Source organism: Paenibacillus sp. EKM211P (assembly GCF_011066175.1).
Lineage (GTDB): Bacteria > Bacillota > Bacilli > Paenibacillales > Paenibacillaceae > Paenibacillus > Paenibacillus polymyxa.
Window position 1 is genome coordinate 179,877 of the sequence record NZ_JAAMNS010000011.1, and the last position, 12,281, is coordinate 192,157.

Sequence of the window (12,281 nt, forward strand, 5' to 3'; positions counted from 1 at the left end):
ATAACTTCCCCTTGATCTTTAATACAAGATGTTGTTTTCAGACATAAATATATAGTTACAATTATTATCGGGCTTTTTTGATGATATATCTACTCTGATTATTAAATCTGTACAATTTTGGATGTTTTAGATACACGTTGAGCTAATGAAGGAAACATGAATTAACTTTTGATAATTAGTATAAAAAGAACTGGAGATAATGACGAATTATTTAACATTTAATTAATCTTTTTATATAAATGATAAATAGTTATTTACAAAAGGTAGTTAAGCTATTACACTAATCAATGAAAGCTGTTGGAGCAGCAATTTGAAGTGATTGATACAGATAGCTTACAGCAAACTATTTTAGGAGGAATTAAATATGCATAAAATGCAAGATATTTTGGAAACCAGAGACTTTATCATGAGTAAAACATCATATCGTCCGACGATCGGAATGATTTTGGGGTCCGGATTAGGGACATTGGCTGACAAAATTGAAAACCCTTTCACAATACCTTACAGCGAAATTCCTCACTTTGCAAAATCTGAAGCGTTAGGTCATGCGAACGAATTAGTTATTGGGGAGCTAAAGGGAAAAACTGTACTGGCAATGAAAGGACGTTTTCATTACTATGAAGGCTTTTCTTTGGATGAAGTGACTTTTCCGGTGCGTTTGATGAAGGCCCTGGGTGTAGAAAACTTGCTCATCACCAATGCTTGCGGCGCCGTTAATAAAGACTTTAAACCGGGTGAGTTAATGTTGATTACGGATCACCTCAATTTGGTAGGTACGAATCCATTGATTGGACCGAATAATAACGATCTGGGTACTCGTTTTCCTGATCTTTCTCAAGTGTACAATGCTGAATTGCGACAAATTGCTACGGAAGTTGCAAAAGCACAAAATACAACTTTACGCGAAGGCGTATATTCCTGGTGGAGTGGTCCAGCTTATGAAACCCCAGCTGAAATTCGCATGATTCGTACATTAGGCGCAGATGCTGTTGGAATGTCAACCGTACCAGAAGCCATCGTAGCTGTTCACGCGAATATGAAGGTTCTTGGAATCTCCTGTTTAACCAACATGGCTTGTGGAATTCTAGATCAGCCTCTAAGTCATGACGAAGTAATTGAGGTAGCTGCCTTGGTAAGAGAGAATTTCATTGCTTTAGTTAAGGGAATTGTAGAGAAGGTTTAGTAATTATATAAAATCCGATGAAGAAAAAGGCGAGATTATGAAAGGGTATATATATGTCATATTAGGTGCAATTTGTTATGGTTTATTATCGACTTTTGTGAAATTAGCCTATAAAGATGGTTATATCGTGAATGATGTTGTTGGAATACAGCTCCTCTTAGGATCGATATTATTATGGGGCGGAGTGCTGGTTACTAAAGGCACGAAGAGTACAAAACAGAAGAAGTTTGTAACGCCAGGTAAAAGGGAAATAATATTATTAGTTACCGTAGGGGCTACAACGGGGCTTACAGGAATGTTTTATTATCTCTCACTTCAATATATTTCAGCTTCTTTGGCGATTGTACTCCTTTTTCAATTTACATGGATCGGTGTGTTGCTAGAGGCAATTTTCAATAGAAGAATTCCTGAAAAGGGAAAGCTACTATCCATCATTCCTTTACTTATCGGAACGATAAGCGCAACTAATATTTATTCAACTGGAATTTCAGCCGTTCATTGGCTTGGCTTTTTGTATGGTCTGCTTGCAGCATTATCTTATTCTATTTTTATGATCGTTAGTGGTAGGGTCGCCGTTCAAGCAAATCCGATGATGAAGACTGCTTTCATGACTACCGGAGGCCTCATCGTTTGTTCGATCATTTTACCTCCAACGTTTTTAACAGACGGAAAGCTTTTATTACAACTGGCTGTACAATATGGGTTTGTTTTAGCTTTTGTCGGTCCCTTCCTCTCCACACTGCTTTTCTCTAAAGGTGTTCCGTTAGTGGGATCAGGAATAGCATCAATATTAGGTGCAATGGAGCTTCCAACAGCCTTATTAATGTCTGTCTTTGTCCTGAATGAGCACATTGGTGTTCCGCAATATGTAGGGATCGTTCTTATCTTAATTGGAATATCATTACCAAAATTACTGAAAAAAAGTAAAAAGGACATCTTAACCATTTGAAACGTCCTTAGCTAGATAATAATCACAGATTAGGGAGGCATATAGAATGAAGAACAAAGATGAAATCTTTATGAAAAAGGCAATTGAGGTTGCTCTACAATCCCGAAATGAAGGAAATGAGCCCTTTGGTGCGATATTGGTCAAAGGGGAGGAAGTCGTAATGGTTGGGGAAAATAAAATTAATACGTTTTGTGATCCAACGCATCATGCAGAAATCGGTTTAATCCGGAAGTTTTGTTCTGAAAACAATATATTTAATTTGAGCGAATACACTTTGTATACAAGTTGTGAACCTTGCGTTATGTGTTCGGGGGCCATGGTGTGGTCTAATCTGGGCAAAATAGTATACAGCGTATCACATGATCAGTTAGCTGAAATCGCCGGGAGCAACATCATGATTGCTTGCAATGAAGTGTTTGAGAAAAGCCCTCAAAGACCTGAACTGGTTGAACAAGTACTCAACGAAGAAGGTTTAAAAGTATTTGATGGATACAAATTTTCTCATTAAATAACTTTTTAAAAATATGAGAATCTATGAATTCATTGGGCAACTTCACTGGATAGTGAAGCTGTCCTCTTTTATGTATCGTTTTACTGCTTGAAATCTAAAAAATAATGCTTCAGATAAAACAAAGGTGCGTGTTGAGAGGAGAGATTGATATATGAATAAACGATTTCAACGAATTCATTTAATTGTCCTAGATTCAGTCGGTATTGGAGAAGCACCGGATGCTGCGGCTTTTGGAGATGAGGGGGCTGATACGTTGGGGCATATCGCAGAAAAAATGAATGGACTGTATATGCCTAACATGGCTGCACTTGGATTGTCCAACATTAAAGAAATTCAAGGAGTACCTAAGGCCGATCATCCAATGGCTTTTTGGACCAAAATGCAGGAAGCCTCTAACGGGAAGGATACGATGACAGGGCATTGGGAGATCATGGGGTTACGTATAGACGTCCCCTTTCAAGTGTTCCCGAATGGTTTCCCTGCCGCTTTGATTGAAGAACTTGAAATAAAATCAGGGAGAAAAATCATCGGAAATAAACCTGCCAGCGGCACTGAAATATTAGATGAGCTTGGGGAGGAGCATATGAAAACGGGGGCTTTGATCGTTTACACATCAGCTGATTCCGTTCTGCAAATTGCTGCTCACGAAGAGATTGTACCATTGGATGAATTATATCGTATTTGTGAGATTGCGCGTGAAATGACTAAAAACAATGATTATATGGTTGGCCGAGTCATAGCCAGGCCGTTTGTAGGGGAGCCAGGACAGTTTAAACGAACGGCTAACCGGCATGACTATGCACTGAAACCTTTTTCCCGGACGGTCATGAATGAATTAAAGGATGCAGATCTGGATGTGATCGCTGTAGGGAAAATTTCGGATATTTATGATGGGGAAGGCGTTACTGAGGCGATCCGAACGGTATCCAACATGGATGGAATGGACAAGTTTATTCAAGTCGCACAAAAGGATTTTACGGGCTTGTCCTTTTTAAACCTGGTTGACTTCGATGCCCTCTTTGGTCACCGTCGAGATCCGCAAGGGTATGGCAATGCACTGGAGGAATTTGATGCCCGGTTGCCAGAACTGTTAGAAAAGCTTACCGAGAAGGATCTGCTTATATTGACTGCGGACCACGGAAATGACCCGGTTCATTATGGAACCGATCATACACGGGAATATGTGCCGCTACTCATCTACTCCAAAGCGTTTATGGAAGGCCGAGAGTTGCCTCTTCGCAAAACGTTTGCAGACATTGGAGCATCCGTTGCTGACAACTTTGGGGTCAAACTGCCAGACCACGGTACCAGTTTTATGCATGAATTAATGATAAAAAGATAAACGTTGTAGCGTGCTAATCCAGCACTTGGATTAAACAAATTAAACCAAATAACTTCCGCTCCTACGGAGGTCATTTGGTTTGGAAAAAAACAAACTTTTATTATTTTATGTAAAAAGAATAAAATTAATATGTATATTATAAGTCTTTTATTATGAATAATTCATTACTTTTTATAAAATATATATTTAGTTCTTTACTTTAATGACTTTACCTATTACACTATGAATAACAAAATGTAAGCCTTTCCAAGTGTGTCCGATAGAAGAATCGACGGAAGAGTAGTAACACAACAACTTGAATATTCAAGCTCAAAAGGGGACAGGAAAAATGGCAATGAAAACACGGCTTAGAATAATGAATTTCTTTCAGTTTTTCATTTGGGGATCATGGCTTGTTACGCTAGGCTCGTATATGATCAATACATTACATTTTACGGGCGCACAAGTTGGAATTGTTTATAGCTCAAAAGGATTAGCCGCGATCATCATGCCTAGTCTTGCAGGCATTATTGCGGATCGTTGGATTAAAGCCAATAGATTATATGGAATATTCCATGTTCTAGGTGCGATTTCTTTATTTATAGCAGCACACATTTCAGATCCAATGACTATGTTTTGGGTGATATTTTTCAATTCGTTGGTTTACATGCCAACAAGTGCTTTGACAAATGTTATATCATACGTTGCGCTTGAGAAAGCGGGATTGGATACAGTAAAGGATTTCCCACCAATTCGCGTTTTTGGAACAATCGGGTTCATTATTGCCATGTGGGTAGTTAGTCTTAGCGGATTTGAGTTAAGCAACATTCAGTTATATATAGCCGCGAGTATCTCGCTCTTGCTAGCCCTATACTCACTTACGCTGCCTGATTGCCCAACCTCTAACGAGAAGAGAGAAAAGTCATGGATTAGTCTTTTAGGCTTGGATGCGTTTGTACTGTTCAAACAGAAAAGAATGGTTATATTCTTTCTTTTCTCAACACTTCTAGGTGTTGCCTTGCAAATAACCAATACATTTGGTAATCCGTTTTTGCATGATTTTGGACTGAATCCTGAATTTAAAGATAGCCTGGTCGTACAGTATCCATCTATTTTATTATCAGTATCACAGATTGCTGAGGTGTGTTTTATCCTTGCCATCCCATTCTTTTTACGTAACTTTGGAATTAAAAAGGTTATGCTCATTAGTATGGTGGCTTGGACATTACGCTTTTTATTTTTCGCATATGGTAACCCATCTGGTTTGGGATTCACTTTCCTTCTGTTATCCATGATTGTGTACGGCTGTGCATTTGATTTCTTTAACGTCTCTGGAGCCATTTTTGTAGAAAAAGAAGTCGATCCTCGTATTCGCGCAAGTGCGCAAGGCTTATTTTTAGCCATGGTTGATGGAATCGGAGCGTATGTAGGCGCCATTGCAAGTGGAAAGGTCGTAGATTATTTCACGGTAGATGGTGTGAAAGATTGGCAAAGTATCTGGTTGACCTTTGGAGCATATACACTCGTACTTGCAGTTGTTTTTGCTATAAGCTTCAAATATAAACATGACCGAGATGCAATGAAAGAAGTATATACTGGCCATTGAAATCAAGAATAAAAGAAGGTTAATGTTTTTCTGCATTGCTGTTTATGATTTTAGCTCTTTATTTCATATTTAAAGGAAGCAAAAGATCGAATGAAGTGAAATTGGCTTCAGATCAGCGCAAGATATTTTTACAACAATAAAAGAAAAGCTTGGTGAGATGGCGAGCCTTTATCTGTTATGAACAGCGAGGGGCTCGCCATCTGTATAAAAGCACACCGTATGTTCAAACATATTAAGCTGTTGGGTTGCATCAAGCCATTGTATACATATAAGTCCTGCTGACAAAAATTTTAAAGAAACTGACTCAAATGTATTGACTTCGAGTTACACGAAGATGGTAGGCTACTACTTATAAACAACATACTACACTCATTAAAACACCATTTTATTGTAAAGTGAGGTCAATTCAATGGAATTTGTGAAGCTTGGAAATACCGGTTTGGATGTATCACGGCTTTGTCTCGGCTGTATGGGGTTTGGCGATGCGAAACGTTGGATTCATCAATGGGTACTTGATGAAGAGAGTAGTCGCCCGGTTATTAAAAAAGCGCTTGAGCTTGGCATCAATTTTTTTGATACGGCTAATGTATACTCTCTTGGAACAAGCGAAGAAATTTTGGGACGCGCGCTCAAGGATTATGCCAGCCGGGATGAAATTGTAATCGCAACGAAAGTTCATGGACGTATGCATCAAGGACCTAATGGTGCCGGTCTTTCTCGCAAGGCCATTATGAGCGAGATCGATAAAAGTCTGAAACGGCTAGGTACTGATTATGTAGACCTGTATCAAATTCACCGTTGGGATCACAATACGCCTATTGAGGAAACGATGGGAGCCTTGCACGATGTAGTGAAGGCAGGAAAGGCCAGATACATTGGGGCATCCGCTATGTATGCTTGGCAATTTCAGAAGGCTTTGCATGTTGCCGAGAAAAATGGATGGACTCGGTTTGTATCCATGCAGAATCACTTGAATCTCATTTACCGTGAAGAGGAGAGAGAAATGCTTCCATTGTGCAGGGAAGAAAAAATCGGTGTAATTCCATACAGCCCGCTTGCATCGGGAAGATTGACCCGTGATCCGGAGGAAACAACCTATCGATCTGAAACCGATGATATTCAAAAATCAAAATATGATGCAACAGCAAATGCCGACCGATGGATTGTGGAGAGGGTTGCGAACATTGCAGAAAAACATGGTGTTCCCCGCGTACAAATTGCACTTGCCTGGTTGTTGCAAAAAGCACCGGTAACTGCTCCTATTATCGGTGCTATAAAAATATCTCATCTTAAAGAGGCTGTATCTGCACTTACTGTGAAATTAACAACGGAAGAAGTAGCATTCCTGGAAGAGCCGTATGTGCCACACTCTATTGTTGGTTTTAATTAACTGACATAGGTTGAAAATTGCTGTTTTGGCATAGCAAAATTTAATTCCTGATAGAAATGATGAAAAACTACTTTCCGGGAGGTTTATATGCAAAAAGTAATACTGAACAATGGTGTTGAAATGCCTATCATCGGTTTTGGAGTATATCAGATTAAAGATGCGAATGAATGCGAACAAAGCGTTTATGACGCTCTTATGGTAGGCTATCGTCTAATCGATACCGCTGCGGCTTATCAAAACGAAGAAGCAGTTGGCAGAGCTATCAAGCGGAGCGGCGTACCGAGAGAAGAATTGTTTATTACTACAAAACTCTGGGTACAAGATGCGGGGTATGAGAGTGCAAAGAAGGCATTTGCAAAGTCACTGGAAAAATTACAGTTGGATTATTTGGATCTGTATCTGATTCACCAGCCATTTGGTGATGTGTATGGTTCCTGGCGCGCGATGGAGGAATTGTACCATGAAGGAAAAATCAGATCGATCGGTGTGAGTAACTTTCAGATGGACCGTCTCGTTGATTTGATTCTTCATAATGAAGTCACTCCGGCCGTTAACCAGGTTGAAACACATCCTTTCTGCCAGCAAATTAAAGGTGCCACACTTATGAAGGAATACAATGTACAGATTGAGTCTTGGGGGCCTTTTGCAGAAGGCAGAAATAATATGTTCCATAATGGAGTGTTGGTGTCACTGGCTGAAAAGTATCAAAAATCCGTGGCTCAGGTGATTTTACGCTGGTTAACACAAAGAGAAGTCGTCGTAATTCCAAAGTCCGTCCATAAAGAAAGAATTATTGAAAACTTCAATATCTTTGACTTTGATTTAAGCATAGAGGATATGGAGACAATTGCTGCATTAGATATGAAACAAAGCAGCTTCTTCTCACACAATGATCCGGAAATCGTAAAAGCGCTTGGTACGGCCCGATTTGAGATTTGATGCTATCATTCTATTACAAAAAGTCGACGCAAAAACCTCCTAACAAGTCTTCAATGGGCAGGATGTGATCGGCGTTTCTTTTGACCAATAGGCAGGATTGGTATCATCCGGGATCACTTGATTTATAATGTCACGGTAGTGCTCTTCTTTGTTGGTAATAAATTCTGCCATAAATTTTACTTCTTCTAATTGGGCTAGAACCGCTTCTTTTTGCTTGCGTATTATTTCATAACGTTCCTCAATGGTTGCATCGCCTTCCAAACATAGGTCTACATATTTTTTGATGTCTTCGACGGACATACCACATTTTTTTAAGTTTTTTGCACCTGTAAGCCAGTGTATGGAGTCGTCATTAAAAATACGGTTATTGTTTTTATCGCGTTGTAAACCAGGAACTAATCCTTTATCTGTATAGAAGCGAATGGTGTGTACAGTTAAGTCAAGTAATTCTGCAACTTCTTTCACAGTATACATGCTACCCCTCCTCAATTTCATGTTGAATGAAGCTATTTAAATTATTATTTCCTTCGTGTTACTCGAAGGTAATGGTTTAAATAATACTTTAAGCTTCGATAATTGTAAATTCCGAATACAGAACAAAACTTTTTAACATTGTTGACTTCGTGTTACTCGAAGGTTATATGATTTTAATTGTTCGGGGCTAAGATGATTTGATATTTAAAAACGAATGACAAAAGCCGAGGGTAAAAGGGATGAGTAAAATTATATGAAAGCAATGATGTTAAGAGAATTTGGCGGACCCAACCAACTGAAGCTGGAAGATGTAGAAACGCCTATACCTGGTTCGAAAGAGGTTCTCGTGCGATTAAAAGCAGCAGCTCTTAATCGCCGGGATTTGCTAGTCATACAAGGCCGATATCCGGGGACCAAGGTGCCTGCTATTCCCGGCTCTGACGGCGCAGGGGAAATTGTTGCGGTTGGAGATGAGATTTATGATGTCTCAATCGGTGGCGAAGTGATCATCAATCCAGGTTTGAACTGGGGCAACGATATGAACAAAAAAAGGGCTGAATTTACAATTCTCGGCGTTCCTACTAACGGAACGTATGCCCAATATGTTAAGGTACCAGCGGAAAATGTCTATTCAAAGCCGTCCCATTTATCTTGGGAAGCAGCAGCGCTCCCGCTCGCCGGTTTGACCGCCTACCGTGCTCTCGTGACAAAAGGCAAGGTAAAGAAAGGAGAAACCGTTCTGATCCCCGGCGTTGGTGGAGGTGTAGCTACCTATCTCGTTCAGTTTGCAGCTGCACTCGGAGCTGAGGTTTACGTGACATCCAGCAAAGAAGAAAAGATCGAAAAAGCAAAAACATTGGGTGCAACCGGAGGTGTCAACTACACAGCAGATGATTGGGTGGAGAAATTGGAGAAACTAACTGGCGGCATTGATCTATCCGTCGACAGTATTGGCGGCGAGGTGTTCAATAAACTGCTGTCACTTGGCAAAATCGGAAGTCGAATCGTCAGCTTCGGGGCGACGAGAGGTCCGATTCCGAATCTGCTTCTACCCAATATGTATGTGAAAGAAATCTCGGTGTTAGGCTCAACGATGGGAAGCCAGCAAGATTTTGCTGATATGGTCAAACTCATAGAAGAACACAAGATTGATCCTGTTTTGGACGAGATTTATCCGCTGGAGGAAGTGACCGAGGCACTGTTCAGAATGGAAAAGGGAGAAAATTTCGGGAAAATCGTTTTGACCATTCCACAAGATTAACGAGAGCATGGAGTCACCAATTGCTGAAGAATAAGGACTATGACGTCGTACGTAAATAAGCAGTCACTTCCAAAGATGAGTCGATAGGCTCGTCTTTTTTGTTTGATGATTCAAGTTCTCATCTCAGGCGTGGACAAGAAATAATCCAACACCATACAACCGGCTCCTTGAGCCACAATATTGTAAGCTTCAGTGGACTTAATGATTTGAACATGACTACTCAACGACTTCTAAACAAAGCACATGTTTTGCTCTAAAAAAGAGTATGGCCGTATAGGGAAAGTGATCGTTTATCAAGTAAGTTAAAATCAGAATTAGATTTGACTAGAGAGTGAGGACGACTATGAATAACTATATAATATCTTTTACAAAAAAGTTTGATTATTTTTTCGAGCAAAAAGAAATCACAAATATTATTTATTTACATGATGAGGGTGATAATGAGAGATTAGACCATGTCCTTTTCCTTGAGAAAGGTGATGGTAATGTTATAGGCTTATATATAAGAGGCATGAATCCGTTGATCTCAGTGAATAGAATTTACGATTTGGATGATTTTAATTTATTTGCAAGTTATGAAGGATTGATCGAATCTAAAGAGAATATTAAACTCAGAGTAGAATATATAGGTTTGTTTTTTAGTACTCAGTACAACGAATTATTGGGTTTCTATTTGGCGAATAACGATGTATCTAGTTCTATATTTATATTATTTTCACAAGATGAAATTTATGTGGAAAAGGATTGTAGTAAATATGAGGCTAGTAGGGCGCTTGAGAAAAGGTTTTCGACTGAAGGTTTTATAACATACGAAAAAAATGTGAGACTGACTGGAAAAAAACAAACTTCTAATCGGAAAAAATTAAGTATATAAGGCTAAGCTTCGCTCTACTCAGAAATAATATTTTAGATTCCTAATATTGGACAGTGTTTTAAAATCGAAATAATATAATTGAAAAGATCACTGAACACAAGAATATAAACACATAAAAAAAGCTGTCGAGAAAGTTTCTCGATACTCTGAGCACCGGAGAAATCTCCGGTGCTTTTTATTATTCGAGAGCGATAATATTACTTCTTTCTACATAGCAACTAACCATATGGCTGGGATAAAGCAGCAGTTGTATGTTGAGTATAAAAGGAATATAATTTAGATATCTAATATTTAGATGTCTAAATAAAATGTCTAAATATATAAATTTTGAATAAATTGATAATGATAAAAGGAGATATCAACATGAATAGACTGGCAGGTAAAATTGCTATAATCACAGGCGGAGGATCAGGGATAGGAGAACGGATGGTCGACCTCTTCAGTGAGGAGGGAGCTGTAGTTATTGCTGCAGACATCAATGTTCAAGCTCTTGAACGGGCTAGTAAGAAAACGAATGTGTACGGAATGAAACTGGATGTTTCTTCTGACGAGGATTGGAAGGCTCTTTCCGCAGAAGTGAACAATAAATTCGGTAAAATCGACATTTTGGTTAACAATGCAGGAATAACTTCTGAGAAAGGATATCAGGATATCGACCTAAATGACTGGCATAAATTAATGTCGATTAACGGGTATGGACCGTTTGCAGGTATTAAGCATGTAGCCCCGTATATGGCTGCCCAAAAGAGCGGCGCTATTATTAATATTTCTTCTTACACCGCTCAAATCGGTCAGGGATTTAATCATTATTCCGCTTCAAAAGGTGCTGTACGTGCTTTGTCGAAGGCTGCGGCAACAACGTTCGGCCGGTTTGGGGTCCGTGTAAATACGCTTTTTCCGGGCATTATTGAGACACCAATGACTGAAGCCCTTAGCACATCTAAAGAAATGCTTACCCACTTAATTCAAGCGACTCCATTGCAGCGACTTGGTCGACCTGATGATGTAGCTAACGCTGCTTTGTTTTTGGCTTCTGACGAGTCTTCATACATTACGGGATCGGAGCTTGTTATTGATGGCGGTTTTTCTGCCCAATAAAATTAGAATTCACTTTACTGGGAAATGGATATATGCCTGACCTTCTTTCAGTAAAGAATGACTTTTATACAAGCCCCCTATACAATATAGGGGGCTATTACTTCATTTGAGAAAGCAGGTTAAAGAGTATTAATGAAAGAACAAAATATATTTACGCTGATTCATGCTATGGACCAGGTTACCAATAACCTATTAATTAAGTGGAATAAAATGTTTAATGAGAATCTAGGGGTATCACATATCCTTATTCTTTCGTACTTAAATAGTTACGGAAAGTGCCGCCCTTCTGATCTGGCCAGGTTATTGGGGCTAACTCCTCCGACATTAACCCATCTATCTGGAAAGCTTGTAAAAAAGGAGTTGGCTGTACGAGTGGCGGATGAGGAGGACCGGCGGATTGTGTACCTGCAAATAACTGACGCTGGTGTCGGAATGCTAAATAAAGCGCAGGAAGACGGACGACAGCTTAGAAGAGAACTATTTGAAAACCTAACTGAAGAAGAAAGAGAGGCCTTGTTGTCTGTTTATGAAAAACTAAATAAGGTCATGAGTGAGGATTGATACAGGTAATCATAAAAAAGCCGCCATGTTGGCGGCTTCAGATTGTCGAGAAACCCCGTCTTTTTGAGACGTGGTTTTTTTTCTTTACATGAGAGATCTCTGGTCTCTGGAAAA

12 protein-coding genes are annotated in these 12,281 nt (G+C 39.4%); 11 read left to right on the forward strand and 1 reads right to left on the reverse strand.

From position 1 onward, the window contains the following. Positions 1–364 precede the first annotated feature (364 nt). From G9G57_RS16640 to G9G57_RS16670, 7 genes are all read left to right on the forward strand, one after another. A complete protein-coding gene (locus G9G57_RS16640; protein WP_164965259.1) occupies positions 365–1,183 on the forward strand; it encodes a purine-nucleoside phosphorylase in 819 nt (272 codons plus the stop codon). A 37-nt stretch (positions 1,184–1,220) separates the two neighbouring features. Beyond that, positions 1,221–2,132, forward strand: a complete 912-nt coding sequence (locus tag G9G57_RS16645; protein WP_016819557.1) for an EamA family transporter — start codon at positions 1,221–1,223, stop codon at positions 2,130–2,132. Positions 2,133–2,178: 46 nt separating this feature from the next. Beyond that, positions 2,179–2,640 carry a nucleoside deaminase gene (locus tag G9G57_RS16650; RefSeq protein WP_017427994.1) on the forward strand — a complete coding sequence of 154 codons (462 nt, stop codon included), beginning with the start codon at positions 2,179–2,181 and terminating at the stop codon, positions 2,638–2,640. Positions 2,641–2,794: 154 nt separating this feature from the next. Further along, on the forward strand, positions 2,795–3,985 hold the full coding sequence (gene deoB, locus G9G57_RS16655) for a phosphopentomutase (RefSeq protein ID WP_164965260.1): 1,191 nt from the start codon (positions 2,795–2,797) through the stop codon (positions 3,983–3,985). Between the two features lie 328 nt (positions 3,986–4,313). Next, a complete protein-coding gene (locus tag G9G57_RS16660; RefSeq protein WP_164965261.1) occupies positions 4,314–5,570 on the forward strand; it encodes a nucleoside permease in 1,257 nt (418 codons plus the stop codon). 409 nt (positions 5,571–5,979) lie between these two features. Further along, a complete protein-coding gene (locus G9G57_RS16665; RefSeq protein WP_164965262.1) occupies positions 5,980–6,960 on the forward strand; it encodes an aldo/keto reductase in 981 nt (326 codons plus the stop codon). Between the two features lie 87 nt (positions 6,961–7,047). Continuing rightward, positions 7,048–7,899, forward strand: a complete 852-nt coding sequence (locus tag G9G57_RS16670; RefSeq protein ID WP_164965263.1) for an aldo/keto reductase — start codon at positions 7,048–7,050, stop codon at positions 7,897–7,899. A 39-nt stretch (positions 7,900–7,938) separates the two neighbouring features. Here the strand turns inward: G9G57_RS16670 and G9G57_RS16675 are convergent, their stop codons facing one another. After that, positions 7,939–8,373 carry a MerR family transcriptional regulator gene (locus G9G57_RS16675; RefSeq protein ID WP_016819563.1) on the reverse strand — a complete coding sequence of 145 codons (435 nt, stop codon included), beginning with the start codon at positions 8,371–8,373 and terminating at the stop codon, positions 7,939–7,941. 253 nt (positions 8,374–8,626) lie between these two features. Here G9G57_RS16675 and G9G57_RS16680 point away from each other — a divergent pair, with 253 nt between their 5' ends. The 4 genes from G9G57_RS16680 (at position 8,627) to G9G57_RS16695 (ending at position 12,167) form a co-directional block, all read left to right on the forward strand. After that, the gene (locus tag G9G57_RS16680; RefSeq protein WP_164965264.1) at positions 8,627–9,634 is read left to right on the forward strand and encodes a quinone oxidoreductase family protein; all 1,008 of its coding nucleotides are present in this window, start codon (positions 8,627–8,629) and stop codon (positions 9,632–9,634) included. A gap of 343 nt (positions 9,635–9,977) precedes the next feature. After that, positions 9,978–10,508 carry a hypothetical protein gene (locus tag G9G57_RS16685; protein WP_164965265.1) on the forward strand — a complete coding sequence of 177 codons (531 nt, stop codon included), beginning with the start codon at positions 9,978–9,980 and terminating at the stop codon, positions 10,506–10,508. A gap of 363 nt (positions 10,509–10,871) precedes the next feature. After that, positions 10,872–11,606, forward strand: coding sequence for an SDR family NAD(P)-dependent oxidoreductase (locus G9G57_RS16690; protein ID WP_017427987.1), 735 nt, complete (start codon positions 10,872–10,874; stop codon positions 11,604–11,606). A 132-nt stretch (positions 11,607–11,738) separates the two neighbouring features. Next, on the forward strand, positions 11,739–12,167 hold the full coding sequence (locus tag G9G57_RS16695) for a MarR family winged helix-turn-helix transcriptional regulator (RefSeq protein WP_025363945.1): 429 nt from the start codon (positions 11,739–11,741) through the stop codon (positions 12,165–12,167). Positions 12,168–12,281 lie beyond the last annotated feature (114 nt).